The 25,791-nt window shown below is 40.6% G+C and carries 25 protein-coding genes; 14 read left to right on the top strand and 11 right to left on the bottom strand.

What is annotated here, in order from left to right:
- Positions 1–79 precede the first annotated feature (79 nt).
- The gene (locus tag EQJ87_RS06640) at positions 80–457 is read right to left on the bottom strand and encodes a MerR family transcriptional regulator (protein ID WP_130123881.1); all 378 of its coding nucleotides are present in this window, start codon (positions 455–457) and stop codon (positions 80–82) included.
- 65 nt (positions 458–522) lie between these two features.
- Between EQJ87_RS06640 and EQJ87_RS06635 the strand changes: the two genes are divergently transcribed.
- Entirely contained in the window at positions 523–891 is a 369-nt protein-coding gene (locus tag EQJ87_RS06635) for a carboxymuconolactone decarboxylase family protein (RefSeq protein ID WP_130123880.1), read from the top strand.
- A 24-nt stretch (positions 892–915) separates the two neighbouring features.
- Here the strand turns inward: EQJ87_RS06635 and recF are convergent, their stop codons facing one another.
- The gene (gene recF, locus EQJ87_RS06630; protein ID WP_130123879.1) at positions 916–2,004 is read right to left on the bottom strand and encodes a DNA replication/repair protein RecF; all 1,089 of its coding nucleotides are present in this window, start codon (positions 2,002–2,004) and stop codon (positions 916–918) included.
- Positions 2,004–2,366, bottom strand: a complete 363-nt coding sequence (locus EQJ87_RS06625) for an RNA-binding S4 domain-containing protein (RefSeq protein WP_130123878.1) — start codon at positions 2,364–2,366, stop codon at positions 2,004–2,006. The genes recF and EQJ87_RS06625 overlap by 1 nt, the downstream gene beginning before the upstream one ends.
- A 232-nt stretch (positions 2,367–2,598) precedes the next feature.
- Here EQJ87_RS06625 and yfmF point away from each other — a divergent pair, with 232 nt between their 5' ends.
- The 9 genes from yfmF to EQJ87_RS06580 all read left to right on the top strand — a co-directional run bounded on the left by yfmF (position 2,599) and on the right by EQJ87_RS06580 (position 13,758).
- Positions 2,599–3,954 (top strand): EF-P 5-aminopentanol modification-associated protein YfmF, encoded by a 1,356-nt coding sequence (yfmF, locus tag EQJ87_RS06620; RefSeq protein ID WP_223804514.1) that lies wholly within the window; start codon positions 2,599–2,601, stop codon positions 3,952–3,954.
- Entirely contained in the window at positions 3,944–5,227 is a 1,284-nt protein-coding gene (gene yfmH / locus EQJ87_RS06615; RefSeq protein ID WP_190289055.1) for an EF-P 5-aminopentanol modification-associated protein YfmH, read from the top strand. The genes yfmF and yfmH overlap by 11 nt, the downstream gene beginning before the upstream one ends.
- A gap of 228 nt (positions 5,228–5,455) precedes the next feature.
- Entirely contained in the window at positions 5,456–6,331 is an 876-nt protein-coding gene (locus EQJ87_RS06610; RefSeq protein ID WP_130123877.1) for a helix-turn-helix domain-containing protein, read from the top strand.
- 246 nt (positions 6,332–6,577) lie between these two features.
- Complete coding sequence (pgsA, locus tag EQJ87_RS06605; RefSeq protein WP_130123876.1) at positions 6,578–7,150, top strand: CDP-diacylglycerol--glycerol-3-phosphate 3-phosphatidyltransferase; 573 nt, start codon at positions 6,578–6,580, stop codon at positions 7,148–7,150.
- Positions 7,151–7,465: 315 nt separating this feature from the next.
- Entirely contained in the window at positions 7,466–8,758 is a 1,293-nt protein-coding gene (hisS, locus tag EQJ87_RS06600; protein WP_130123875.1) for a histidine--tRNA ligase, read from the top strand.
- 404 nt (positions 8,759–9,162) lie between these two features.
- Complete coding sequence (aspS, locus tag EQJ87_RS06595) at positions 9,163–10,932, top strand: aspartate--tRNA ligase (protein WP_130123874.1); 1,770 nt, start codon at positions 9,163–9,165, stop codon at positions 10,930–10,932.
- Positions 10,916–11,800 carry a YitT family protein gene (locus EQJ87_RS06590; RefSeq protein ID WP_223804513.1) on the top strand — a complete coding sequence of 295 codons (885 nt, stop codon included), beginning with the start codon at positions 10,916–10,918 and terminating at the stop codon, positions 11,798–11,800. Before aspS ends, EQJ87_RS06590 begins: the two co-directional genes overlap by 17 nt.
- Before the next feature lie 92 nt (positions 11,801–11,892).
- Positions 11,893–12,768, top strand: a complete 876-nt coding sequence (locus EQJ87_RS06585) for a YitT family protein (RefSeq protein WP_130123873.1) — start codon at positions 11,893–11,895, stop codon at positions 12,766–12,768.
- A gap of 105 nt (positions 12,769–12,873) precedes the next feature.
- On the top strand, positions 12,874–13,758 hold the full coding sequence (locus EQJ87_RS06580) for a YitT family protein (protein ID WP_130123872.1): 885 nt from the start codon (positions 12,874–12,876) through the stop codon (positions 13,756–13,758).
- A gap of 157 nt (positions 13,759–13,915) precedes the next feature.
- Here EQJ87_RS06580 and EQJ87_RS06575 read toward each other — a convergent pair whose 3' ends face one another.
- The 4 genes from EQJ87_RS06575 to hslO all read right to left on the bottom strand — a co-directional run bounded on the left by EQJ87_RS06575 (position 13,916) and on the right by hslO (position 16,913).
- Positions 13,916–14,146, bottom strand: a complete 231-nt coding sequence (locus tag EQJ87_RS06575) for a hypothetical protein (protein ID WP_130123871.1) — start codon at positions 14,144–14,146, stop codon at positions 13,916–13,918.
- 84 nt (positions 14,147–14,230) lie between these two features.
- Complete coding sequence (gene dusB, locus EQJ87_RS06570) at positions 14,231–15,235, bottom strand: tRNA dihydrouridine synthase DusB (RefSeq protein ID WP_130123870.1); 1,005 nt, start codon at positions 15,233–15,235, stop codon at positions 14,231–14,233.
- Positions 15,236–15,375: 140 nt separating this feature from the next.
- Positions 15,376–15,903, bottom strand: a complete 528-nt coding sequence (locus EQJ87_RS06565; RefSeq protein ID WP_130123869.1) for a dihydrofolate reductase family protein — start codon at positions 15,901–15,903, stop codon at positions 15,376–15,378.
- 137 nt (positions 15,904–16,040) lie between these two features.
- On the bottom strand, positions 16,041–16,913 hold the full coding sequence (gene hslO, locus EQJ87_RS06560; RefSeq protein ID WP_130123868.1) for an Hsp33 family molecular chaperone HslO: 873 nt from the start codon (positions 16,911–16,913) through the stop codon (positions 16,041–16,043).
- Positions 16,914–17,272: 359 nt separating this feature from the next.
- Here hslO and EQJ87_RS06555 point away from each other — a divergent pair, with 359 nt between their 5' ends.
- Positions 17,273–18,565: an adenylosuccinate synthase gene (locus EQJ87_RS06555; RefSeq protein WP_130123867.1), complete on the top strand. Its 1,293-nt coding sequence runs from the start codon at positions 17,273–17,275 to the stop codon at positions 18,563–18,565.
- Between the two features lie 41 nt (positions 18,566–18,606).
- Here EQJ87_RS06555 and EQJ87_RS06550 read toward each other — a convergent pair whose 3' ends face one another.
- The 3 genes from EQJ87_RS06550 to EQJ87_RS06540 all read right to left on the bottom strand — a co-directional run bounded on the left by EQJ87_RS06550 (position 18,607) and on the right by EQJ87_RS06540 (position 21,923).
- A complete protein-coding gene (locus EQJ87_RS06550) occupies positions 18,607–19,263 on the bottom strand; it encodes a lytic polysaccharide monooxygenase auxiliary activity family 9 protein (RefSeq protein ID WP_130123866.1) in 657 nt (218 codons plus the stop codon).
- A gap of 21 nt (positions 19,264–19,284) precedes the next feature.
- Positions 19,285–20,772, bottom strand: a complete 1,488-nt coding sequence (locus tag EQJ87_RS06545) for a glycosyl hydrolase family 18 protein (protein ID WP_130123865.1) — start codon at positions 20,770–20,772, stop codon at positions 19,285–19,287.
- A 356-nt stretch (positions 20,773–21,128) separates the two neighbouring features.
- Complete coding sequence (locus EQJ87_RS06540; protein ID WP_130123864.1) at positions 21,129–21,923, bottom strand: CPBP family intramembrane glutamic endopeptidase; 795 nt, start codon at positions 21,921–21,923, stop codon at positions 21,129–21,131.
- Between the two features lie 926 nt (positions 21,924–22,849).
- Between EQJ87_RS06540 and EQJ87_RS06535 the strand changes: the two genes are divergently transcribed.
- The gene (locus EQJ87_RS06535; RefSeq protein ID WP_130123863.1) at positions 22,850–23,029 is read left to right on the top strand and encodes a hypothetical protein; all 180 of its coding nucleotides are present in this window, start codon (positions 22,850–22,852) and stop codon (positions 23,027–23,029) included.
- Between the two features lie 178 nt (positions 23,030–23,207).
- Here the strand turns inward: EQJ87_RS06535 and EQJ87_RS06530 are convergent, their stop codons facing one another.
- The gene (locus EQJ87_RS06530) at positions 23,208–23,600 is read right to left on the bottom strand and encodes a hypothetical protein (RefSeq protein WP_130123862.1); all 393 of its coding nucleotides are present in this window, start codon (positions 23,598–23,600) and stop codon (positions 23,208–23,210) included.
- A 496-nt stretch (positions 23,601–24,096) separates the two neighbouring features.
- On the opposite strand from EQJ87_RS06530, the gene pheS reads away from it, so the two are divergent.
- The gene (pheS, locus tag EQJ87_RS06525; RefSeq protein WP_130123861.1) at positions 24,097–25,137 is read left to right on the top strand and encodes a phenylalanine--tRNA ligase subunit alpha; all 1,041 of its coding nucleotides are present in this window, start codon (positions 24,097–24,099) and stop codon (positions 25,135–25,137) included.
- Positions 25,137–25,781 (top strand): SMI1/KNR4 family protein, encoded by a 645-nt coding sequence (locus tag EQJ87_RS06520; RefSeq protein ID WP_130123860.1) that lies wholly within the window; start codon positions 25,137–25,139, stop codon positions 25,779–25,781. The genes pheS and EQJ87_RS06520 overlap by 1 nt, the downstream gene beginning before the upstream one ends.
- Positions 25,782–25,791: the final 10 nt, after the last annotated feature.

Genomic DNA, 25,791 nt, shown 5'->3' with positions numbered 1-25,791 from the left:
AACCGTGGCTTTTTGTTATATTATCTATTTACAAATGGCAATCAAATCTATCAAAAATTTTCTTTTTGGAAATAAAAACTCAGGCTTCGCGCTCTGAGTTTTTTTGTAAGTGATCGTAGTAGCCATGCTTTTTTTGTAAAATAAAATCCAAATGCCCTTCCAAATCGGCAATTTGTTCTCGTAAGACCCGTTCTTGCTCAACTAAAAGTCCAATCCGCTGAATGATGGTGGTGTCTCCTTGCTCGCGTAGTTTGGCATATTCTTGGATTTTTGATAGGGTCATCCCAGTTGCCTTAGCTCGCTTGATAAAAGCAATCCAAGATAAATCTTTTTCGGTAAATTCTCGGTAATTGCTACTGTTGCGCTGGGGGCTTAAAAGTCCTAATTCTTCGTAGTAGCGCAGGGTGGCTATGGATAAGTCTGTAATTTTAGCAATCTCTGAAATTTTGTATGACATTTTTCTTGACCTCAAGTATACTTCATGGTTTATACTGATTTTACCATAAGAAAGGTGGAATTAAAATGAACAAAAAAGAAGTCGGCTTGGAAAATTTAGCTAAAATTGATGGTGCTGCAGCAAAACCTGTTTTTGAAGCACTCAAAGATATCGCACCAGATCTTAATGACATGATGCTAGAGTTTGGATTTGGTACAATTTACAATCGCGATGGTCTTGATTCTAAGCAACGCGAGATGATTACAATTACCACCCTTTTGACTCAAGGAGGCTGCGAAAATCAACTGCGTGTGCATATTCAAGCCTCACTAAATGTGGGATTGACGGAAAAAGAGATTGTGGAAACGTTTATTCACTGTGTGCCTTACGTTGGTTTTCCACGGGTGTTGAATGCTGTTTTTAGTGCTAAAGAAGTGTTTGCGGGTCAAAAATAGTGAAAAAAGCTACTGATCGTGTGGTCAGTAACTTTTTTCGTCTGTCTGTGTGATTTCGCCTTTTTCAACGTTAAAAATACTGAGGTTTTCAGGTAAATTTTTAAGATGATTAAGGGTGGTCGTGGTGAGGAAAGTTTGCGTTTTTCCTAAACTTGTTTCAAGCAAGTCAAGCTGACGGCTATTGTCTAATTCGCTCATGACGTCGTCTAAGAGAAGGATGGGATATTCTCCCGTCTCGTCAAAAATTAAATCGATTTCGGCAAGTTTGATGCTGAGGGCGACGGTGCGTTGTTGGCCTTGACTACCAAAATCGGCTACATTGATGTCATTGATGAAAAACTGTAAATCATCACGATGGGGGCCACTGCTTGTCTGATGACGGAAAATGTCATGATCTTGACGGCTCAAGAGTTCTTTAGCGAAATCTGTCTTAACATTTTTGGCATACGATATGGTGAGCAGTTCGGCACCATGCGTGAGTTGTTTATGAATTTTGCTGGCGTAATGCTCGAGTTTTTCGATAAATTGCGCCCGTTCAAGCATGATTTTATTGCCATGTTCAACGAGTTGTTCGTCCAAAACGCTCAAAAAGTTTTTATCAATCTTGCTTTGGTCAAATTTGAGATAGGCATTGCGTTCTTTGAGCGCACGGTTATAGCGCATGGAGTCGTAAAGGTAGACGGCGTGAATCTGTCCTAACTCCATATCCAAAAAGCGTCTGCGAATGGCGGGTGATCCTTTGACTAATTCGAGATTTTCGGGGGCAAACATGAGAATTTTGAGTTGGCCAATGTAGTCGGCAAGACGATTTTCCTTGAGGTGATTGGCTTTAGCAATCCGACCCTTGGGGGTCAATTGAACTTCAAGGGGCACCGTGGTGTGCTTTTTTTCGACTGAACCTGTGACTTTCATTTCTTTTTGCGACCAGCGGATGAGCTCTTTGTCATGACTGGTGCGATGGCTGCGCGTGAGCGCCAAAAAATGAATGGCTTCTAAAATGTTGGTTTTACCCTGAGCGTTTTGTCCCAGAAAAATGTTGAGGTTGGGGTGAAAATCAAGTTGAAGCTCGGCGTAGTTGCGAAAATTCTTGAGTTCAATCTGCTTGAGTTTCATTATTTGCGTCCTGGGAAACGTGGGGGCGCTTTTTTCGTTGCTTTTGGCGCTTTTTGTTCAGCGTTCAATTTTTTGACGAGTGCTTTGACGCGGTTTTCTTCGGCTTTGTCGGCTTCGTGTTGGGCGATTGCTTCGGGGCTGGCTTGTTCAAATGTGACGGTCAAGGCTGAATTTTTAAATTCAAGGACGTCACCAGCTCGGAGTTTTTTTCCACGACGATTTTCTGCTTCACCATTGTAGAAAATTTGACCCGTATTTTCGGCGAGAAATAATTTGGCTTGCCCACCTGTGGCAATGAGTCCAAGTTCTTTCAAAATTTTGCCAAGTGTGATGTATTCTTCAAATAAAATGTATTTTTCCATAGTTTTATTTTATCACAAATAGAGGGATTATTTGACCTGAAGGGAGGATAAAATGAATGGCTGGAATGAAAGGTGAGAGAAAGATAAAAAATGGTGCATCTCACATTTTTTTATTACTTTAAAAAATGAAAAATTTCGTTTGTGTTTCTCACAAAGCAGGGGAGATTTTGGTATAATAAAGGTTATGTGAAGGCTGCTTTGAGGCCTGATAAAATAGGAAAGTGGTCGTGATTTGACGGATGTAAAATTGGCAGATGGAGTGATGCTCCATGTGATTAAGGAAACTAAATTTAAAACGGTGCGTTTGTTGGTGCGTTTTCGGGAGGAGATTTCTCCAGAAAGTTTGGGCAAACGGGTGATTATTTCCAATATGCTAGAAACGACGAATGCGGTTTACCGGACGGGCAAGGATTTTAGTCGCAAGTTATCAGAGCTTTATGGGGCTTCTTTTGCGACGGGAGTGGCTAAAAAGGGGCGGCAACACTTGCTTTCGATCAATATGAGCTTTGTTAATCCAAAATTGGTTGATTTCGACACTTTGGGTGAGGCAATTGGGTTTTTGAAAACGGCGATTTTTGAGCCTGATGCAATCAATGGGGAGTTCAATCCGCAAGTGTTCAAGCGGGAACAGACGAATTTGTTGCATTATCTGGCATCAATGAATGATGATCGGTCGTATTATGCGAGTCGTAAGTTGGCGGATTTGTTTTTTGCCGATAGCAAACAGGCTTTGCCAAGTGTGGCGACGGCTGAGCTGTTGGCGCAGGAAAATCCTCGTGCTGTTTTTGAATATTATCAAGAAATGTTGCAGACAAATGCGGTGGATATTTTTGTGCTGGGGGATGTGGACGAAAATCGAGTCGTTGACTTGTTTTCTGATTTCAAATTTGCTGACAGAAAATCCGTCAGTGATTTTTCTGGTTCAAAGACTGACCAACCCAATTCCGTCAGCAATTTCTCTGCTGAAAAAGGAGCTGATGTTTTTTATCGGCAATCCCTTCGGGCTGTTTCAACGCTGACGGAGTCCAAGGATGTGGCGCAAGCGATTTTGCAGTTGGGTTATCAGCTGCCAGTTGTTTACGGCGATGAAAATTATCTGACTTTGCAGGTGATGAATGGCCTTTTGGGCGGTTTTGCTCACTCTAAATTATTTACAAATGTGCGGGAGAAAGCGAGTCTGGCGTATTCTATTTCGTCGACCTTTGATTCTTTTACCGGCTTTTTGAAAATCGCAGCGGGGATTGATGCCAGTCATTATGGTAAAGCGCGTGCGCTTATTTTGGAGCAGGTGGAGGCGATGAAAGCTGGCGAGTTCAGCGATGCTGATCTGGAACAAACGAAAACGATGCTGCGCAATACTTTTTTTGTCAGTCAAGATTCACCGTCCAATAATATCGAATTGGAATTTGTCAAAGCATTGCTGCCAGAGCGCTTTTTGACCACGGAGCGTTTTGTGTCAGAATTGGAAAAAGTGAGCAAGGAAAACATTCAAAAAGTTGCTCAAAGCTTGACTTTGCAGGCAGAATATTTCCTAAAAAGTGCAAATTTGGGGCAAGAACAAGAGGGAGAGTTGAATTTTGAACAGTAAGTTTTATGCGCAAACAGGCGAGAGGTTGTATTGGGAACTTTTGCCGAATGGTTTGACGGTTTATTACCTGCCGAAAATGGATTATAATCGGACTTATGGCTTGTTTACGACGAATTTTGGATCCTTGGATACAACATTTGTGCCAAAGGGAGAGACGGCATTTCAGACTTTTCCCGAGGGCATTGCTCATTTTTTAGAACATAAACTTTTTGAAAAAGAAGAGGGCGATGTGATGTATAAGTTTGGGGCTTTAGGGGCGCAAACGAATGCTTTTACAAGCTTTTCACGGACTTCTTATCTTTTTTCAACGCGAGAAAATGCTTACGAATGTACAGAATTATTGCTTGATTTTGTGCAAACGCCTTATTTTACTGACGAAAATGTGCGTAAAGAGCAGGGAATTATCCAGCAAGAAATCCAAATGTATCAGGATGATAGTGACTGGCGCTTGTTTGCTGGTTTGCTTGAAAAAATGTATCCTGAATCACCTTTAGCGGCAGATATTGCGGGGACGAAGGAGACAATCAATGCCATAACGGCGGATGATTTGTATGCGAATTATGAAATTTTTTATCATCCACAAAATATGAATTTATTTTTGACGGGGCCCTTTGAGATTGAAGAAATGGCTGATTTTGTCCAAAAAAATCAAGCCGCCAAAACTTTTGCTGAGTTACCTGAGATTCAACGGCAAGAAGTTGCTGCGGCAGAGCCGATTTCACAGGCACAGCTTGAGTTGGAAGTGGCCATGCCTAAATTTGCTTTGGGACTGCGTGGCGAAGATGATTTGCCAACTGACCCGCAGGCGCTGATGACTTACAAGCTGGCTAATCAACTCTTTTTGGATTTGCTCTTTGGTCGCACGAGTCAGCGCTATGAGGAGCTTTACAATGCGGGATTGATTGATGATTCTTTTGGTTATTCGTTTGATTTGGATAAGCGTTTCCATTTTGCTGTTTTCACGGGAGATACGGAAAATCCAAAAAAATTGAGCGAAACTTTGCAAGAAGTTCTAAAAAGTTATAAAATAGATAGAGATTTCAGCGAGGAACATCTCGAGTTGCTCAAACGGGAAATGCTTGGGGATTATTACAGTTCTTTGAACTCATTAGAATACATCGCCCAACAATTTTCTTCAGAGGTTTACGGCGACTTAAACTTTTTTGACCTTCCTGAAATTTTGAAAAAAATCAGCCTAACAACGATTGAAAAAGCGGCTGATCAATTGATTTCGGACATGAAATTAGTTGAATTTACCATTTTGCCCAAATAACTATACAGCAAAGCCCTGTGACAGCAGAGAAAATACTGACGTAATGAAAATGGGGTCAGAGAAAATGCTGACGGATTGCCTAGTCAATCTGGGGCGTCAACCATTTTCCAAAAGTCGCTGACCGAGTCGGCGCATCATCTAAGGTGAGATTTTGAAATCTCCACAAAAAAATAAGAACAGTGATAATTAACATTCCATGTGCAAGAACACGAACGAGAGGGGGACGAATTGGCAATCAAAACAATCGGACAAGTCTTAAAAGAAAAGCGAACACAGCTAGGACTTGGTCTTTCTGAGGCAGAAGAACTCACACAAATTCAAAAATTATACATTGTCGCTCTGGAAACAGACGATTACAAAGCCCTACCGGGTGAATTTTATATCAAAGCTTATCTCAAACAATATGCTGAAAAGCTGGATTTGAATGCGGAGCGCATCATCCAGGCTTATGATGAGGGCAAGGGCATCACGGTCGAAGATGAGGAAGATTTGCTCGAAAGCTATCATTTTGTTAAACCAAGTGAGCGCGTCGATCCTGAGGAGGAAGAGGGCCCAAAAACTTGGCGTAATTATATTCCTATTATTTCTTTATCAGCGGTGGCCTTATTGATTCTGGCAGGTGTTGTGACGGCTGTTTTGGTCAATAAACCAGCCACGCCCAATTTGCTGACGAGCGATTATTCCTATGCCCAAAGCACGACTTCTAAGGCGGTAAGTAAGGCAAGTAGCACAAGTAAGCAAACGCCAGAAACTAGCTCAAGTTCAAGCACCAGTGCGCAACCAACCGTTGCCATGACGGGCTCTGGCTCAAGTGTGACCGCGACAATTTCACAACTGACAGATCCAGTTACAGTGACTATCTCGGCGGCTGCGGGTAGCAATATTTGGGTTGGCGTGACCAATTCTAACCTGTCAGCAGGTGGGCAAACACTGAGTGACGGGGCAAATAGCCTCACGACTACACTGACTACTGGCGCTACAAACGCCGTCATTACGGCAGGTACGGCACGAGGTTTGACAATTACAGTTAATGGCCAAGCGCTTAATTTATCAGCATTGACCAGCACAGGAACCGCTACAATCACCCTGCAAATCAATCGCTAATTTGCTTTTGACTGCTAAATTCCGCAGACAGCACCAGAGAAAATGCTGACGTAACTCGAATTTCGCAGACAGCACCAGAGAAAATGCTGACGCAACTTAGATTTCGCAGACAGCACCAGAGAAAATGCTGACGTAACTCGAATTTCGCAGACAGCACCAGAGAAAATGCTGACGCAACTTAGATTTCGCAGACAGCACCAGAAAAAATGCTGACGCAATTCAAATTTCCCAGAAAAAAGGAGAACTATGAAACAGAAACTACCCAATCAATTGACCATGCTGCGAATCTTTATGATTCCAATTTTTGTCATTTTATTTTATTTACCACAAGGCGCACGTTTTGAGGGCGTTGTTTCTCATGCGCACAGCTCCGTTATGTGGGTCATTGCGGCAATCGTTTTTGCGATTGCTTCGTTCACAGACTGGCTGGATGGCTATTTAGCACGCAAATGGCACGTGGTCAGCAATTTTGGGAAATTCGCCGATCCATTGGCCGATAAAATGCTTAACATGGTCGCCTTTGTGGTGCTGGTTGCCTTGAACGTTGTACCGATTTGGGCAGTGGCTATCATTGTCTGCCGTGAGCTTGCGGTGACTGGCCTGCGTCTGCTTTTGGTGGAGCAAGGTGGCGTGGTCATGGCAGCAGCAATGCCTGGAAAAATCAAAACTGCAACCCAAATGCTCAGCGTGATTTTCCTCTTCATCGGAAATCCATTCTACATCGGAACAATCCTTTTCTACATCTGCGTATTATTTACAATTTACAGTGGTTATGATTACTTTGCCCAAAATATGCAAGTCTTCAAAAATGCAGACTAATAAAAGACCAAAAAATTTACAAAATTAGACAAAAGTCGCTTGCTTTGGGCGGCTTTTTGCGTTACAATAATAGACAAGAGAGTGAGCAGTAGCTGAAAGCTCATAAAGTCGTGACATTATTTTCGATGATAACGTTATAATCAAATCTGAGGCTCTCCTTTAGAGCAAATTTAGGTGGTACCGTGCAATTATAGCACCCTAGAGCGATTGTGCTTTAGGGTGCTTTCTTTTGAAAGCGGTATCTTGAGATGACAGAAATTCACGACTTTTTAAGAAGCTTTGCAAAATCCACTCATCCATTGAAAGGAAAACAAGATGAAACTTCAAAAACCAAAAGGAACAGCAGATTTACTCCCTGCTCAAACTGCCAAATGGCAATACGTTGAAGAAATTGCCCGTGCCGTTTTCAATGATTACAATTTCAAAGAAATCCGCACACCAATGTTTGAAAGCTATGAACTTTTCAGCCGCGCCACAGGTGAAACCAGTGATATTGTCACGAAAGAAATGTACGATTTTGAAGACAAAGGCGGTCGCCACATTGCACTCCGTCCAGAAGGCACAGCTTCAGCTGTTCGGGCCTATATTGAGAATAAACTCTACGCCCCCGAAGTCATCAAGCCAGTAAAACTCTGGTATAACGCACCAATGTTCCGCTACGAACGACCACAATCTGGCCGTATGCGTCAATTTCACCAGTTTGGTGTCGAATGCTTGGGCGTAAAAAATCCAGCTGTTGACGTAGAAATTATTGCGATGGCAGACACGCTTTTCCGTCAATTAGGCATCACAGGAGTCAAACTTTCACTCAATACTTTGGGTGATATGGACAGCCGCAAAGCCTACCGTCAAGCGCTCATTGATTATTTGACACCATTTGAAAATCAACTTTCAGAAGATAGCCGTCGTCGTCTTAACGAAAATCCTCTACGTGTTTTGGATAGCAAAGAACCCGAAGATATTGCTATCGTTGAAAATGCTCCAGCGATTTTAGACTATTTGAATGACAGCTCAAAGAACTACTTTGAACAAGTCAAAGCACTGCTTGAAGCACTCAATATCGAATACACGATTGATCCAAACATGGTGCGTGGATTGGACTATTACAATGACACCATCTTTGAATTTATTGTTAATTTTGATGGCAAAGAATTAACCGTTTGTGGTGGTGGACGTTATGATGGTTTGGTTGAATATTTTGATGGACCAGAGACACCAGCTTTTGGCTTTGGCCTTGGAATCGAACGTTTGCTCATGATTGCTGAAAAACAAAAGATTGAATTCATCCCCGAAGAAACCTTGGACGTCTTCATCGCTGTCATGGGTGAAAAAGCCAATCTTGCAGCCACAAAATTGACTGAAAGTTTACGCGAACAAGCCTTCAAAGTTGAGCGTGATTTTTCAAATCGTAAACTTGGCGCGCAGTTCAAAACCGCTGAAAAACTTGGTGCAGAGCTGATTATCACCCTCGGCGAAGACGAAGTGCGCACAGGCAACATCAAAGTCAAACACAATCAAACCCGCAAAGAAGTTGAAACAACACTCAAAGCAGTCTCTGAAGCCTTCGCACCGATTTTTGAAGAAATCTACGCCGACGAGATGAACTAAGATTTGAGTCTGTTTTTGGAAATTGTTTCTAGCTTAACAGTCCAGTGGACTGTTAAGGTGGCGGATAAGGGAAACGGAGTGTCCCTCCTTCGTGGAGTGCTCGGCAGCCTATCTCCTTCATTTTCTAACTGCTTCTTAGTCTTGCTGCGCAAGCTGTCGAACCAGTAAGAAAATGATAGTCGAGCAGGCTTCCTGCGCGGATTGCTAAGTGGCAGAGCCACTTGCAATCTCATTACTAAAAAAATTTCCGAGTCAGTGGTGCTCACGCCCAAGTCAACTTTGCCGCCGTTTATCGCTACGCGGTTTGCGCAGCAAGACTAAACAGCTGTTAGGACTTGTTGAGATAGGTCAATGAGCACTCACTATGAGTTTACTCCCATTTACAAAAAATGAAAGAAAGAATTATGAAACGTACAAATTACGCTGGAAATATTACCGAAGAATATTTAAACCAAACGGTCACTGTCAAGGGGTGGGTTGCTAAACGCCGCAATCTTGGCGGCTTGATTTTCATTGATTTGCGTGACCGTGAAGGAATCGTTCAAATCGTTGTGAATCCTGAAACTGCAGCGAAAGAAGTTGCTGAGGCCGCAGATAAAGCACGTAATGAATTTGTCCTTGAAGTGACAGGTAACGTGGTTGAACGGGCCAGCAAAAACGATAAAATCAAGACAGGTGGCATCGAAATCGAAGCAACTTCCATCGAGATTCTCTCAACATCAAAAACAACACCTTTTGAAATCAAAGATGATGTTGAAGTACTCGATGATACACGCTTGAAATACCGTTACCTTGATTTGCGTCGTCCAGAAATGCTCAAAAATATCACAATGCGCCATGCTACAACGCGTTCAATCCGCGAATATTTGGATACTGCTGGTTTTATTGATGTTGAGACACCTTTCTTGAACAGATCAACACCAGAAGGTGCTCGTGACTACCTTGTTCCTTCTCGGGTCAATAAAGGTGAATTTTATGCGCTCCCACAATCTCCACAATTGATGAAACAATTGCTCATGACTGCTGGTCTTGACCGTTATTATCAAATTGTCAAATGTTTCCGTGATGAAGATTTACGTGGTGACCGCCAACCTGAATTTACACAAGTTGACTTAGAAACTTCATTTTTGGGTGAAGAAGAAATTCAAGAATTGACCGAAGGTTTGATTGCCAAAGTCATGAAGGAAGTCAAGGGTGTTGAGGTTACTTTGCCTTTCCCACGAATGAAATATGATGATGCGATGAACTTCTATGGCTCTGACAAACCAGATACTCGCTTTGATTTATTATTGACTGACTTATCAGCACTTGCGAAAACAGTTGATTTTAAAGTTTTCCAAGAAGCAGAAGTGGTCAAAGCGATTGTTGTCAAAAACGCAGCCGACAAATATTCTCGTAAAGCCATTGACAAGTTGACTGAACAAGCTAAGCAAAACGGTGCTAAAGGTCTGGCTTGGGTCAAATATGAAAAAGGCGAATTAGCAGGTGGCGTTTCAAAATTCTTGGCAGAAGCTACGGAGCGTTTTGTCAGCGAATTAGGACTTTCTGAAAATGACTTAGTCTTGTTTGTGGCAGATTCACTTGATGTGGCCAATAGCGCACTTGGTGCTTTGCGTTTGACTGTTGGTAAACAACAAGGCTTGATTGATTTCCGTAAATTCAATTTCCTTTGGGTTATTGACTGGCCAATGTTTGAATGGTCTGATGAGGAAGAACGTTATATGTCAGCGCATCATCCATTTACCTTGCCAACGAAAGAAACACAAGCTTTCTTGTCAGCCGATGGCTATGCGAAGGGTTCAGACTTGAAGAAAGTGCGCGCTCATGCCTATGATATCGTTTTGAATGGCTATGAGCTTGGTGGTGGTTCATTGCGGATTAACACACGTGAGCTTCAAGAAGAAATGCTCAAAGCACTTGGCTTTGATTTGGCAGATGCCAATGAGCAATTCGGCTTCCTTTTGGAAGCTTTGGACTATGGTTTCCCACCACATGGTGGTTTGGCTCTCGGACTTGATCGTTTTGTTATGCTCCTTGCTGGCAAGGATAATATCCGTGAAGTTATCGCCTTTCCAAAAAATAATAAAGCAACTGACCCAATGACACAAGCACCTTCACAAGTTGCTGAAAAACAGCTGAAAGAATTGAGTATTAAACTTGCAAACGATAATTAAAGTTCTAAAGTCCATTGGACTGGAAAAGCTGGTCAATAAGTTTTCTGCAGCAGTGGTTTATGGTGTTTTCTCCTCTTTTGCTTTGAACTTTTTCTACCAGCCTGGTCATGTTTATTCGTCGGGGGCAACTGGGGTTGCTCAGGTGGTTTCAGAAATTATCACTCGGCTTGTTGGATATGACGTTTTGCCTATTTCGGTGACTTTATTCTTGGTCAATGTGCCATTAATTCTTTTGGCATGGCGAGGAATTGGAAAGCAATTTACGATTTATACCCTGATTACTGTTGTGATGAGTTCGGTTTTTATTCACTTTATTCCTGTCACTCAGTTGACGCAGGATCCGGTCATCAATGCCGTTTTTGGTGGTGCCATCATGGGCTTTGGTGTGGGAAATGCGATGAAAGCCGGAATTTCTTCGGGTGGAACAGATATTGTCAGCCTCTATATGCGTAAAAAAACGGGCCGTACGGTGGGGACTTTGTCTTTCATTGTCAATGGAATCGTTGTGTTCATCGCTGGATTACTCTTTGGCTGGGAGTATATGTTGTATTCAATCATTGCCATTTTTGTCAGCTCACGTGTGCAAGATGCTATTTTCACGCGTCAAAAGCGGATGCAGGTAATGATTGTGACGCAAAATCCTGATTTACTCATGCATCAATTGTTTGAGAAATTTAGACATGGGGTGACGATTTTGAGCAGTGAGGGCGGCTATACCCGTGAAGAACGGACGGTCTTACTGACAGTCATCACCATGTATGAATATCAAGATTTTAAAAATATTGTGGAGCGCTATGATCCTAAAGCTTTTGTTTCTATTTCGGAAAATGTGCGTGTTTTAGGTAATTTTTCCGAGATCAGCGACTGATGCTCGGTCAATAAATTAAAAGGGAGAAAGCCAATCAGGAGGACTTTCTCCCCTTCTTATGTTGAAAAGTTTCATTATTAGGAGGAATGAGAATGAAAAAATTGGCAAGAGTACATATACTGTATTTGCTTGCAATCACAATCGGAACAGGAATCTACGCTTTTGGTTTTGTTGCTTTTAATATGGCGAATCATTTGGCGCAAGGGGGCGTGGCTGGTTTATCTTTGATGGGTTATGCACTTTGGCATATTGACCCGTCTTACACCCAGTTGTTGCTTAATATTCCTTTGTTAGTCTTGGGCTATCGTTTTTTGGGACGGCGAACTTTTATTTATACGATTTGGGGACTTTTGAGTCTGTCGGTTTGGATTTGGATTTTGCAGCGGGTCTCTTTCACGGTGAATATTGAGCATGATAATTTGATTGCAGCTTTGTTGGCCGGTCTTTTTGCCGGGACTGGGGTTGGTGTGGTTTTCCGTTTTGGTGGAACGACTGGTGGAACGGATATTCTAGCCAAGCTATTCCAGTTAAAAAAAGGGATTCCGATTGGACGAATGATGTTTATTTTTGATTCGGTAGTTTTGGCTTTGTCTTTAAGCTATATCGATCTTAAACAGATGATGTATACATTGATTGCGAGCTTTTTGGCAATGCAAATGATAAATTTGATTCAAAATGGTGGTTATACGGTACGGGGGATGTTAATCATCAGTCGCAAGCATAAAGAAGTCGCCAGGGCGATTATTGAAGAAATCGGAAGAAGTGCCACTTACTTGCATGGTGAAGGGGCTTATAGTGGGGAATCCAAGGAAGTTTTGTATGTGGTCTTGAATCCAAGTGAGATTCAAGAGGTCAAGGAAATCCTTACCATCATTGACCCTGAGGCCTTTACTTCAATCATCAATGTTCATGAAGTTTTGGGTGATTTTGCTCCAAAACGTGAGCGAATCAAGGATGTGAAAAAATAACAAGAATTCATCAGTAAAAGTTGACTAACGGCTTGTTTTCAACTACAATAGTTCTAAAGCTCCTTGTCGTTTGGCAGGGAGATTTCATCAAATTTTGGGGGTCTTATGAAAAAATTAACGAGGATACATTTTCTCCAAATTCTTGCCATTGCTGTGGGGACGGCAATTTATGGCTTTGGGTTTGTTGAGTTCAATATGGCGAATCACTTGGCTGAGGGTGGTGTTGCTGGGCTTTCTTTGATTGGTCATGCACTGCTGGGAATTGACCCGGCTTATACGCAGTTGCTTTTGAATATTCCACTTTTGGTGATTGGTTATCGTTTTTTGGGACAGCGGACTTTTATTTATACAATCTGGGGGATTGTTTCTTTGTCCATCTGGATGTGGATTTTCCAACGTCTGCCCTTTTCGGTCAACGTGGGTCATGATAATTTGATTGCGGCATTGTTGGCTGGGGTTTTTGCTGGGGTAGGAATTGGTTTTGTTTTCCGCTTTGGTGGGACGACTGGCGGGGCTGATATTGTGGCTAAGTTGCTTCAGGTTAAGCGGGGCATTGCTGTTGGACGTACTTTCTTTATTTTTGATGCTTGTGTGATGTTGCTTTCGTTGAGTTATATTGATTTGCGTCATATGATGTATACTTTGATTGCAAGTTTTGTTGCGGCGCAGGTCGTTAATGTGGTGCAAAGCGGAGGTTATACGGTGCGCGGGATGTTAATTATCACGACGAACCATCAGGAAATCGCTCAGGCAATCATTGCAGAAACAGGTCGCAGCGCTACCTATTTGCACGGTGAAGGGGCTTATAGTGGTCATGCTAAGGAAATCTTGTATGTGGTACTTAACCCTGGCGAAATTCAGGAAGTGAAGCAAATTTTGACTGAATTGGATCCGAATGCTTTTACCTCAATCATCAATGTTCATGAGGTTTTGGGCGATTTTACTTATCCAAGAAGTCGTTACAAGGTGAATAAAAAAGTTAAAAAATAAAATAGCTCAATTGAGCTATTTTTTGTTTGTTTCTCGTTTACGTCAGCAAATTCTCTGTGTGAATTTTGTGATTTTGGTTTACGTCAGCAAATTCTCTGTGTGAATTTTGCGATTTTGGTTTGCGTCAGCAAATTCTCTGAAAAAATGGCGGATATTTTTATCTAGAGAGGCGGGCGCCTTCGAGTTCGCCTGTGGATCTGGCACCCTCCACAGAGTAGCTGTCAGCGTTGATGCCTGTTTTGATGCTTTCAAGCTGCTTGATGGTTTTGTCGAGCTGAATTAAATTTTGAACGTTATAATCAAAGGTATAATTGCTAATCTCGCGCTTGGATTTCTTCAAATGGATAATGGCTTTTTCAATTTCTTCAGTGGCCTTTGTTGTACGCATAGGGAAACCCCTTTCTATTTTTTGAATTGTATAAACATTTCTCTTTCTATTATAACGAAAAAATCTGGAAATATCCAGATTTTATTATCGGGTACCGTTGACAAATGTGTCAAGAATGCTGATGATTTCGCTTTGAGATTCTGCTTGATTGACTGCCAACTTGACTTTAGAAGCTCGGGGAGCGCCTTTGAGATAATAAGCCGCGTGTTGACGAAATTCTCGGCTGGCCAGATTATCGCCTTTTAAATCAACCAGACGAGCCAGATGCAATTTGGCGATTTCCATCTTTTCAGCGACAGAAGGTTCGTCTAACAATTCGCCGGTGCGCAAAAAATGCTCTGTCCGGTGAAGAATCCACGGATTTCCAAGGGCTGCACGACCTATCATGACCGCACTTACACCTGTTTCGTCAATTATACGCTTGGCGTCTTCGGGTGTTTTGACATCCCCATTTCCGATGACCGGAATGTTAACATTTTGCGTCAGTGCTTTGAGCCAGTGCCAATTTTCCTGCGCGTTGCCGGTGTAGGCTTGGGCTTTAGTCCGGGTGTGCATGGAAACTGCGGCTCCTCCGCCCGCTTCGATGGCCTTGGCATTTTCCACAGCAAAAAGGTGATCATCGTCCCAGCCGATGCGGATTTTGACGGTCAAGGGTTTAGAAATGGCTGCGCTGACCGCAGATACCACGTCGTAAACCTTGTCGGGGTCTAGCAAAAGGCGCGATCCAGCCTCATTTTTGGTGACTTTTGGCACAGGGCAGCCCATGTTGATGTCAATGATGTCAGCGACGGTGTTGGCTTCAACGAACTTGGCCGCCTCAACCAGGGTATCCACTTCGCCACCAAAAATTTGCATGGACAGTGGATGTGGCACGCCATCAAAATTCATCATTTCCAAAGTTTTTTTATTGCGATGCTCAATGCCCTTGTCCGAAATCATCTCCGTCACGACCAGCCCTGCCCCAAATTCCTTGGCAGTCGTTAAAAAGGCCTTGTTGGTGATGCCCGCCATTGGCGCTAGCACGATTTTATTCTTAATTTCGACGTCGCGGATTTTCCACGGCGCGTTGTAAATTTTGTCCATAGTCATAAGCAATATTATAGCAATTTTTTGCGATTTCACAAGGTTTTTAGCATTGAAAAATTTACGTCAGCAAAATCTCTAGTCGAAAAAACGCTGACGCAAATTTTCGTCAGTAAAAATGTCATTAAAAAAAGACTGAATTTTCATCAGTCCTCTTTTTTTATCTGGTAATGCAATTCTACAAATTGACCGTAGTTTTTGCTCCCCAATAGTTGCAATTTTTCAGCGTAAGCTCCTGATGGAAAAAGTGGAATGCCAGTGCCTAGAAGCACCGGTGCGACAGTGATTTGCAGCTCATCTACCCAGCCATTTTCCAAGAACAACCGAATCACTTGACCACCGCCCACGACCCAGAGTTTCTGTTTTTTGCTTTTCAATTTTTCCACCAAATCCGGCAAGTCCTGCTCCGAAATAAACTGCACTTCAGCAGAATTAGCCAATTTTTGCCGAGTCAAAACATAAGTCATTTTGCCCGCATAAGCCCAAGTATCAGGCTGCTCGCGCTTGAGCCAGTCGTAAGTCCGCTTGCCCATCAGCACCACGTCTACCCCAGCATAAAAAGCGCCATAGCCATTGTCACCTTCACCCTCGACATCAAAAAGCCAGTGCAAATCATCATCTGTCGTCGCGATATAACCGTCCAAAGTCGTTGCAATAAAAAGGCTCACCGTCATTTTTCCACCTCTTATCCATTCCGTCAGCAAATTCTCTCAGTGAAAACCGAAACTTAGACTTTCGTCAGCAAAATCTCTGGATCAAATCGATTTCCGTCAGCAAAATCTCTGAGTTTTCCAGCTTACGTCAGTAAAATTCACTCTCCAGCAATCAATGCGTGCAATTCATCCTCAGAAAACTCATACTTCGTTTCACAAAATTGGCAAACAATCTCTGCCCCATGGTCTTCAGCAATCATCTCCTCAATGGGCTGCGTTCCCAAAGATTTGATTCCCTCACGGAAACGTTCCTTGCTGCAATCACATTTGAATGCCAAAGGAAATTCGCCAAGATTGGTATATTCCATGTCACCATAAATATTATCTAGCATCGTTTTGAGCGGCTCATCAGCTTCCAACATCGTTGAAATCGCAGGCATGGTCTTGATATTGCGCTCGATTTCCGTAATTTCCGCATCCGTCGCATCAGGCAAAGCTTGCAACATAAAACCACCGGCAATCTTCACCGTATCCTTATCTTCATCAAGCAGCACATTCACCCCCACAGAAGATGGCGTTTGCTCAGAACTCAAGAAATACCAAGCCAAATCTTCGCCAATTTCCCCCGTGATCAAGTCTACTTGCCCACTATAAGGATGTTTCAGCCCCATATCTTTGACTACAACCAAGAAACCATTTCCCACAAAAGGTGCGACCAAAATCTCACCAGTTGAAGCTTTTTTGTAGTCCAATTCACGATTTTTCACATAACCCTTGACATTACCCGAACTGTCCGCCACAGCGATAATCGCACCCATTGCGCCATCACCAAGCACCTTCACCGTGATTTTAGTATCGCCCTTTTCATTCGCGCCCAAAATCTGCGCCGCAATCAAAGTCCGCCCCAAAGCCACCGTTGAAGAAGGCCAAGTTTGGTGACGCGCTTGCGCCTCGCGCACCGTTTGAGTTGAATCCAAAGCAAAAGCTCGAAAATGTCCATTTTTTGAAATTGATTTGATAATTTTATCCATAACCCTATTATAGCAAAAAGTCAGACGACTGTTCATCCTATTTTTGAACAAAAAAATCAAAAATTCAGTATTTCCGAACAATAATTTAAATTTAACAAAAAGTAACCAGTTATTCCTAGTCAAACTCTGTATTTTTTTGATAAAATTAAAAATAGTGCGATAGGAGCTTTCAATTGAGATTGATTGACTTAAAAACAGAAAATAGACATCCAAGCTAGCGGGATGCCCCTTTTCCATTTTTCAGTTCAGACAGCCTCATGTCTTAGAAATGCCAGCCAAGCGAACTTGGAGCGTGCAAAATATTTTATAATGAAATTGAGTTCACCCTAGAGGCGGGCTCACATCTTAAGGAGAATATTATGCCATCAGTAGTAGTTGTCGGAACGCAATGGGGAGATGAAGGAAAAGGTAAAATCACTGACTTTTTGAGTGCAAATGCCGAAGTCATCGCCCGTTATCAAGGTGGAGACAATGCAGGTCACACCATCGTCATCGACGGCAAAAAGTTCAAACTTCACTTGATTCCATCAGGAATCTTCTTCCCTGAAAAAATTTCAGTTATCGGGAACGGTGTTGTTGTCAATCCAAAATCACTCGTTGAAGAAATCGCCTATCTGGCTGAAAACGGTGTTTCTGCAGAAAGTTTGCGTATCTCAGACCGCGCTCACGTCATCTTGCCTTACCACAAAAAATTGGACTTCCTTCAAGAAGAAGCCAAAGGTGATAACAAGATTGGAACAACAATCAAAGGAATTGGCCCAGCTTACATGGATAAAGCAGCTCGTGTCGGAATCCGTATCGCTGACTTGTTGGACAAAGAAATCTTTGAAGAACGCTTGCGCATCAACCTCGAAGCTAAAAACCGTGAATTTGTAAAAATGTACGACTCAGAAGCTCTCGACTTTGATGAAATCTTTGAAGAATACTATGAGTACGGTCAACAACTTAAAAAATACGTTACAGATACTTCTGTAATCTTGAATGACGCACTCGATGCCGGGAAACGTGTCCTCTTTGAAGGCGCACAAGGCGTTATGCTCGATATTGACCAAGGAACTTACCCATTTGTTACTTCATCAAACCCAGTAGCTGGCGGTGTAACTATCGGTTCAGGCGTTGGTCCATCAAAAATCTCTAAAGTCGTTGGTGTCTGCAAAGCCTACACATCACGTGTTGGTGACGGTCCATTCCCAACAGAACTTTTTGACGAAACTGGTCATCAAATCCGTGAAGTCGGTCATGAATATGGTACAACCACAGGTCGTCCACGCCGTGTCGGTTGGTTTGACTCAGTTGTTATGCGCCATGCCAAACGCGTATCAGGCTTGACTAACCTTAGCTTGAACTCAATTGACGTTTTATCAGGTTTGCCAACAGTAAAAATCTGTGTCGCTTACGAACGTAGCAACGGTGAATACATCACACACTACCCAGCATCACTCAAAGAATTAGCAGATTGTAAACCAATCTACGAAGAAATGCCAGGTTGGTCAGAAGATATCACTGCTTGCCGTACACTTGAAGAATTGCCAGAAGCAGCACGTAACTATGTTCGCCGTGTCGGAGAACTTGTTGGCGTACGTATCTCAACATTCTCAGTAGGCCCAGGTCGTGAACAAACCAACGTTTTAGAATCCGTTTGGGGCGTTTAAAAAAGTAAAATAAAAAGCCAGATTTCTCTGGCTTTTTTTATTTACAGGAATGGCCCAAAGGCAAGAGCTGAAGTATTATTGACATTGACATCAATAACATTGTAGAAAGCATTTGCCGTATCAGCAACATCCCAAACAGCAAGAATCACATGATAACCAGAACGATCAGAAGGCACAGTAATCGTATGCGTTAGATTTTTTGAGGCTTCTGAACCATCATGATTGACTGTTCCGATAAGCTCTAATTCAGAACGACTCAGTGGAGCATTTTGATCCCAACCCGTTTTAGTCATGTAGTAATGCCACTTGGTTGTCTTATGAGGAGCAGTATAGTACCAAGTGAAAAGGTTAGCACCAGAAGTGATTGACGTTTTTTTCCAGCGAGTACTTGTTTGATTATCCAAGACAAAATCACCAATTTGTCCTAAACCACCATTTGCAGAAGCAATCCGTCCGTCTGCAGGACCCGCTGCCGGAAAACCTTTTGGCGCTTCGAGAGATTGTGGATTTGTGATGACATTGCCATAAAGATTAAATGCTTCATACCAGCCCATTCTTTCAGAATCAAGTTTTCCTTGATAACCTCGAGCAGGTGGAGATTGCACATAGCCATGAGCTAGAACCTTATCTGCTTGAGCAAATAGGGCACATCCAAGAACACTCACTGTCAGCAAGCAAGCTGCTAATATTTTTTTCATAAAGGTAATCCTTTCTGGTTTTTACACTTCCTTCCATGGACCATAGGCATCTGATTTATCAGGCTCATTTCCACGTGTCCACCATTTTGCTTCATAATTCTTTCCATTGTAGCTAACGCGTTCTCCTCCTAAATAGATTTGATCAGCATCCCACGCAGGATAGCTTGAAGTTGGTTGCTCAGTCGTTTTGAATTCTGTTTCGGCTGTAATCGAACGATTTCCAGCAGCATCAATGGCTACAACTTCCACATGGTAGTCTGTGTTAGCCGAAAGATTATTTAAAACTAATTGACCATCAGCAGAATTATAAAGCGTTGCTCCAATCTTGATTTCGTAGTTAACAACACCTACGTTATCTGTTGCTTTTGCCTGAATAGTTGCACTTGAACTACTGATATTAGTGACAGAAATCGTTGGTGTAGTTGGCTTTTCATTATCTTCAACAGGAGTGGTCGACCCATTAAATAACATCGGTGCATAAGTATTTACAAATGAATTGTTGTACTTAACACCTGTGGCACTTGTTCCATCATCCCAGTTTACTGACCAAGTCATCAAACCTTTGATTTCATTTCCATCAGCTTTTAAGCGCTTGAGGGCATTCTCAACAGCCTTAGGATCTTTGACATAACCCGTTGCTGCCGCGTCATCATTGGCAGGAAGCCCGATAACGAACTTACTTGCTGGAATTTTGATAAAATTATCAGTTCCAGTCACCAAACGTGTCGTTAAACCATATAAGAAATCTTCTTTTTTCTCATCATTAGATTGAGAAACCCACATGTTCAATCCTGTGTCCCAGAAACCATCGCCGCCTTGATTATAATATTGTGGGTTGATATAATCATAGTAAGTATCTAAACCAGTGATATAAGGCGCATATTTCCCTGTTTTTGTGAGATAAGGGAACTCAGGAGCCATGGTTATCATGAAGTTCTTGTTTTGTTGGCGATAATAATCCTTTACTCGACGTAAAGCAGCGGGAATAACTGTTTGATTATCCGCAGCTTCGATTGCAGCTTGTTCTAAGTCAATATCTAAACCATCGAAACCATAAGTGTCAACTAAACGAATGATTTCGTTAACCAAGTCAGTTTCTTGAGCTTTGGTCAATTCGATGTGTGCATCAGCACCTCCAAGTGCGATTAAAACACTTTTACCTTCAGCATTTAATTTTGAAACCTCTGCTCTGAATTCAGCATCTGTTTTGTTGTAAGGTTTGAAAGTAGGGAGTGTTTGTCCCTGAGGGGTTTTCATGAAAGATACATTGATAACATTGTATCCATCTTGCGTTTTAGAGAGATCAAAGGTAGTTGAGGTTCCTCCTTTATAGCCATCTTTTCCAGTTGTTGCCCAGTTATGCCAATAACCAACCAGTACTTTATCTGTTGGATTGACCATACTATCAGCAGCATCAGCTAAAGCATATTTTCCTCCTAAAATTGCTGTGCCAACTGTCAAAGTTGCTAAGAAACATTTGAGATACTTTCGATTTCGAGCTAAAACCATACGATCCTCCTAATTGGTGTGTTTTATAGAATACGTATTCTTGTTAAGCGCTAACTTAATTTTAACAAGTTTTAATAGGCGAGAAAAGAAAAAAGGTTCGTTTGAAAAAATTATTTTATATATAAGCAAGAAAATAATGATAAACAGTCAACAAAAATAATTCTTCCTGATTAGTCTTGTCCTGATAAGTATAATAACAGCCAAACCTATAACTTTTTTGTATTAATTGATTCGATAGTAGTCTACAAAAACAACACAAAAAGCTCAAGCAGAATGACTGCTTGAGCTTTAGTATCTTTTTATAAGGTCCCGATATTAAAAATTTATACTTGATGATTTCAACATAAGTATGGAAGTTATTCATAGCGTTTAAACTGATTATTATAATCTTTATCCATTTTTAGTAGTGTAAACACTGAAACAACAAGCAAAGGAACAGTGATTATTAAGATTGAAGCCCACGAATTTTCAGAAGCAACACTCGCTGAAATAGTTGGTTGGAAATCAAGTAAGGTATGAAGCATGATAGCCAACCAAAGTGAATTAAGCTTAATACGAAGAATTGCAAAAATGAGACCAAGAGCAGTAGCATACAAAACTTGTTGCGAAACAGCTGTGAAAGAGCTTTGGGTTAAGTTATAAAGGTGAAAAAGACCAAATAATCCAGAAGAGAGCAGGGCGCTCCAGAATAATTTTAAAGAACTCCCTTGTAACAGTTTCCAAAAACCAGCGAAGATTAAACCTCGTACAAGTAATTCTTCAAATACTCCGGCAGATAAAGCAGTAAAAAAGGAGACTAAAGTCAGATTAACTCCCCCACTCAAGATGGTTTGTATGTCCTTAGGAACTCCGAGGATAAAGAGCGCAATTAAACTGAGGAGGATGACCAAAGTGCCAAGTAAAATATGAGTGGATAATGAAAATTTTATTGTTTTTTTGAAAATACGATCAGTCTTTATTAAATAATAGCAAGTTAGTCCTAAAACTAGACTAATCATAAAGTGAGGAAGAGTGATTATAAGTGAAGGTGGGATGATAGAATGAGTGAGCGTTCTTAGTAAGAAGTCTAAAATTATAAAAGCAAAATAAAGAATTATCCCATAAACAAGGAGGCGTTTTCCATTTGCTTTTGTCATAGAGCTGTTCATCATAGTTTCTCCGTTTCTTAATTTATTATAAATTTTATGTAGATAATTCTAGAAACTTGAGTATCTATGAGCCATATCTTTAAGGGGATGCTTGGGCAGTTATGATACTTAGAAATGTTACTAAAATATCTTCATCAAAATCATCTAACACTATTATTATACCTTGGATTAGTATAAATTAAGAAAATATTTTTTTTACTTTTATTTAACACACTATAACCAATTATTTGACATTAGTCCAATTTGACATTAGTCCAACATCAGATTAGACATTTGAAGTGGATCTGAAATAAAAAATGAGAAACTGTCTCACTTTCTCTATCATCTCTTAATCTCACGCTCAACTGATGATAAGGTAAGAGAGTATAATTTTTATTTGTTTTATGTGAAATTTATCAGTTTTAATGAAGCCTATTAAATTTTTGATATAATGGTATAGGAAGTAGTTAAAATCACTGGAGCATTAGCTAAAGGAAAAGGAGTTGCATTGTATTTGAGTTGGGGAATTCCTCCCGTAACTTCAGCAATAGAATAAAAATGAGCGCATATAAAAATGGATTAATGCCCTTTATATTATTTATAATTTCATTAAGTAATTCTTTAGAAGTGATAGAAAAAGTTAATGTTAGTCTATCTTTAGTTTTTATAGGTAAACAATGCCTTTACTTTTTGTTTTTAATTATCTGGGGAATAATGTTTATTAGAAACTATAAAGAATTTAAGGGGAACGAATACATAAACGATATAAAACTCTCGCTGCTTATAGCACTACTATCTTATTTAATATCATTCGTTAGTTCGTGGGTTACTTTTACATTAATATTCGTCCTTGGCTTGTATGATATTATTAGGGTCAGAAAAAAATTTATGTAAACTTCTATATTTTAGGAGTGTAGCATCACATAAAACATGAGGAGGAGATTTGTGTTTTGAATAAATATTCTGCTGTAAAAGCACTAATTTCGGCAATTGTAATTGCTATAACTGTTTTACTTTTTGGACATATAGGGAATCAAAATAATATTTTGAATGAAGTGATTCTTGTGGCTTTCATTTTTGTGGAATGCCTTGTTGTTGATAAAGCAGTTGATGTATTAAATCGAAAATAAAATAACTTCCTCAATAATTATCATAGATATATAATAAAAATTAATAAATTTTTATAAAAAAAGAGAGCTCAATTAAGATTTGCTCTTTTTTCTTTTAAATAATCTTAAATTTATGCTATAGAATTGAACTTTCTTGTCTAACTTTTGGGGTGAGGTAAACTCTTGTCAGCTTTTATTATTATTCTGATGGCTTAATATTCACGTCTTTTGTTACTTGTTTAGCAATTTCTTTTCCGTCTGTCCCCAATATTCCAGCAGTAACTTTGACAGCTGATTTTTGATGTGGATCGCTAGCTAGTTTTAACGTAAAATTTCCCTCAGAATCAGCACTTTGAGAATCGACTGTGAGACTCTCTCCAATTCTAACTTTTCCGTTTGGAATCGTTTTAACTCTTATTAAGGCTACTCCTCTGCTATCCATGACGACACTAGAAGGAACTTTCAAGAATAGAGCTTGTTTTGCTTTATCAGATTCTTTTGAGAAAGTATTTGACTTTGTGTTATTACTTGAACACGCTGAGAGTGAAACCGCCGCAAGCAAAGTAAGGCTACCGATAATAATTTTTTTCATAAATTTTCTCCTATCAGTTTTGGTGGCTGAAAATATTGTGTAAAAATAGATAATCCATTATATCAAATATATCAAAAAAGGAGGAGTACCTAACAATAATGGTATCTATGCAGTTCCTAAAGTGGGTTCATCCGAAAAAGACCTTCTAAAAATATTTGGAACAATGTCTAATTGTAAAAATTAAAAACCGAAAATAATTGCTCTAACTCCTCGATAAGATTTGACAAATCCGCTGAAAGTGATAAAATTAAAATAATCATGTAAGACGAGTAAGTTATGAGCAAAGTTTGAGGGAGTTGTGGTCACCGACTGAGAGCCACAGTACAGCGCTATAACCGAAGTTCAGCTTACATTTGTCAGCACCGCTTGGTGAAAGGCAGAAAATTAAATAAAATAAATTAAGTGATAAAATAGGATGGTACCGCGGTTTTCGCTCCTTTGGAGAAAGAAAATCGCGGTATTTTTGTTTTAAAATGGATTTATTGAAAGGATTGTAATGAGTTTACAAGAAAAAATCGAAGAATTACGTGGACGTGCCTTAGCTGAATTGAAAAAAGCATCAGATGAGAAAACCCTCAACGAGTTGCGGACATTAGTGCAAGGGAAAAAAGGAGAGTTAACAGAAATTCTTAAGGGAATGAAAGATCTCACCAACGAAGAACGCCCACAAATTGGCGCATTGGCGAATGCCTTTCGTGATGAATTTGGCACCAAATTAGAGGCCAAAAAAGCAGAAATTGAAGTTGCAGCGATGAATGCTGCCCTTGAATCAGAAAGTTTAGATGTGACCTTACCAGGCAAACATCAAAATCAAGGACTTCGTCATATCCTCACACAAACTCAAGAAGAAATTGAAGAGATTTTTCTTGGAATGGGTTATGAGATTGTCGATGGCTACGAAGTCGAAACAGATCATTATAACTTTGAGCGCATGAACTTGCCAAAAGATCACCCAGCACGTGATATGCAAGATACGTTTTATATCACAAATGAAGTTTTGCTCCGCACGCATACATCACCAATGCAAGCTCGTACAATGGATGCCCACGATTTTTCTAAAGGGGGCTTGCGTATGATTGCACCAGGCCGTGTTTATCGTCGTGATACAGATGATGCGACACACAGCCACCAATTCCACCAAATCGAAGGTTTAGTTGTGGATAAAAATATCACAATGGCTGATCTCAAAGGAACTTTGGAATTAGTTATCAAGAAAATGTTTGGTGCAGACCGCCAAATTCGTTTGCGTCCAAGTTATTTCCCATTTACTGAACCTTCTGTTGAAGTTGATGTCAGCTGTTTCAAATGTGGCGGTAAAGGTTGCAACGTCTGCAAACACACGGGTTGGATTGAGATTCTTGGTGCAGGTATGGTGCATCCAAATGTTCTTGAAATGTCAGGCATTGACTCTACAGTTTACTCGGGATTTGCCTTTGGTATGGGACAAGAACGTATTGCTATGCTGAGATATGGTATCAATGATATTCGTGGATTCTACCAAGGTGATTTACGATTCTTGGAGCAATTTGGAAAATAATGTCTAGCAAGCTTCCAGATATGCAGAAGTATGAAATTCCTCAAATTAGAGAATTATTTGAAAAAAATAAAATTCCGCTACATCAAGGTCTGACAAGCGAGGAAATTCGCAAATGTGAGGAAATCTATGATATCAAGTTTCCTAGAAATCTAAAAACTATGCTCATGGATTTTTGTCCAGTGCAAGCTAGGAAAAATGGTTGGTATAATTGGTTCGATTTTTCGCAGGAAAATATTCAACGAATTAAAGAGCGAATTGATTGGCAATTTGAAGGATTGTTATTTGATGTCAAAGAAAATGATTTTTGGCTAAAAGAGTGGGGTCAAGTTCCCGATAATATGAATGAACGGCTGGCTTTGGCAAAAGTTAACTTGCAACAAGTACCAAAATTGGTTCCGATTTGTGGTCATCGTTTTACGACTGGGAATGTTGAGACAAAAGATAATCCTGTTTTTTCTGTTTATCAAGCAGATGTGATCTATTATGGAGCCACTTTGCTTGAATATTTTAGTATTGAGTTTGAGCCAAGCTATGAAATAAGACGGAATATGAATTACAGTCAGCCTCGCGGAATCAATCCATTCTGGGAAGCCATTATCTATGGGGAATATTTGGATTTAGATGAAATCGATAAATTAGATTAAAGGAAAAATA

The organism is Lactococcus sp. S-13 (genome assembly GCF_004210295.1).
Taxonomy (GTDB): domain Bacteria; phylum Bacillota; class Bacilli; order Lactobacillales; family Streptococcaceae; genus Lactococcus.
This window is presented reverse-complemented; position numbering and strand designations above follow the sequence as displayed.

Excerpts from the sequence above, each read along its gene's own strand:
- EQJ87_RS06640 (WP_130123881.1), bottom strand. The coding sequence starts at position 457 with ATGTCATACAAAATTTCAGAGATTGCTAAAATTACAGACTTATCCATA.
- EQJ87_RS06635 (WP_130123880.1), top strand. The coding sequence starts at position 523 with ATGAACAAAAAAGAAGTCGGCTTGGAAAATTTAGCTAAAATTGATGGT.
- recF (WP_130123879.1), bottom strand. The coding sequence starts at position 2,004 with ATGAAACTCAAGCAGATTGAACTCAAGAATTTTCGCAACTACGCCGAG.
- EQJ87_RS06625 (WP_130123878.1), bottom strand. The coding sequence starts at position 2,366 with ATGGAAAAATACATTTTATTTGAAGAATACATCACACTTGGCAAAATT.
- pgsA (WP_130123876.1), top strand. The coding sequence starts at position 6,578 with ATGAAACAGAAACTACCCAATCAATTGACCATGCTGCGAATCTTTATG.
- hisS (WP_130123875.1), top strand. The coding sequence starts at position 7,466 with ATGAAACTTCAAAAACCAAAAGGAACAGCAGATTTACTCCCTGCTCAA.
- aspS (WP_130123874.1), top strand. The coding sequence starts at position 9,163 with ATGAAACGTACAAATTACGCTGGAAATATTACCGAAGAATATTTAAAC.
- EQJ87_RS06585 (WP_130123873.1), top strand. The coding sequence starts at position 11,893 with ATGAAAAAATTGGCAAGAGTACATATACTGTATTTGCTTGCAATCACA.
- EQJ87_RS06580 (WP_130123872.1), top strand. The coding sequence starts at position 12,874 with ATGAAAAAATTAACGAGGATACATTTTCTCCAAATTCTTGCCATTGCT.
- EQJ87_RS06575 (WP_130123871.1), bottom strand. The coding sequence starts at position 14,146 with ATGCGTACAACAAAGGCCACTGAAGAAATTGAAAAAGCCATTATCCAT.
- dusB (WP_130123870.1), bottom strand. The coding sequence starts at position 15,235 with ATGACTATGGACAAAATTTACAACGCGCCGTGGAAAATCCGCGACGTC.
- EQJ87_RS06565 (WP_130123869.1), bottom strand. The coding sequence starts at position 15,903 with ATGACGGTGAGCCTTTTTATTGCAACGACTTTGGACGGTTATATCGCG.
- hslO (WP_130123868.1), bottom strand. The coding sequence starts at position 16,913 with ATGGATAAAATTATCAAATCAATTTCAAAAAATGGACATTTTCGAGCT.
- EQJ87_RS06555 (WP_130123867.1), top strand. The coding sequence starts at position 17,273 with ATGCCATCAGTAGTAGTTGTCGGAACGCAATGGGGAGATGAAGGAAAA.
- EQJ87_RS06550 (WP_130123866.1), bottom strand. The coding sequence starts at position 19,263 with ATGAAAAAAATATTAGCAGCTTGCTTGCTGACAGTGAGTGTTCTTGGA.
- EQJ87_RS06545 (WP_130123865.1), bottom strand. The coding sequence starts at position 20,772 with ATGGTTTTAGCTCGAAATCGAAAGTATCTCAAATGTTTCTTAGCAACT.
- EQJ87_RS06540 (WP_130123864.1), bottom strand. The coding sequence starts at position 21,923 with ATGATGAACAGCTCTATGACAAAAGCAAATGGAAAACGCCTCCTTGTT.
- EQJ87_RS06530 (WP_130123862.1), bottom strand. The coding sequence starts at position 23,600 with ATGAAAAAAATTATTATCGGTAGCCTTACTTTGCTTGCGGCGGTTTCA.
- pheS (WP_130123861.1), top strand. The coding sequence starts at position 24,097 with ATGAGTTTACAAGAAAAAATCGAAGAATTACGTGGACGTGCCTTAGCT.
- EQJ87_RS06520 (WP_130123860.1), top strand. The coding sequence starts at position 25,137 with ATGTCTAGCAAGCTTCCAGATATGCAGAAGTATGAAATTCCTCAAATT.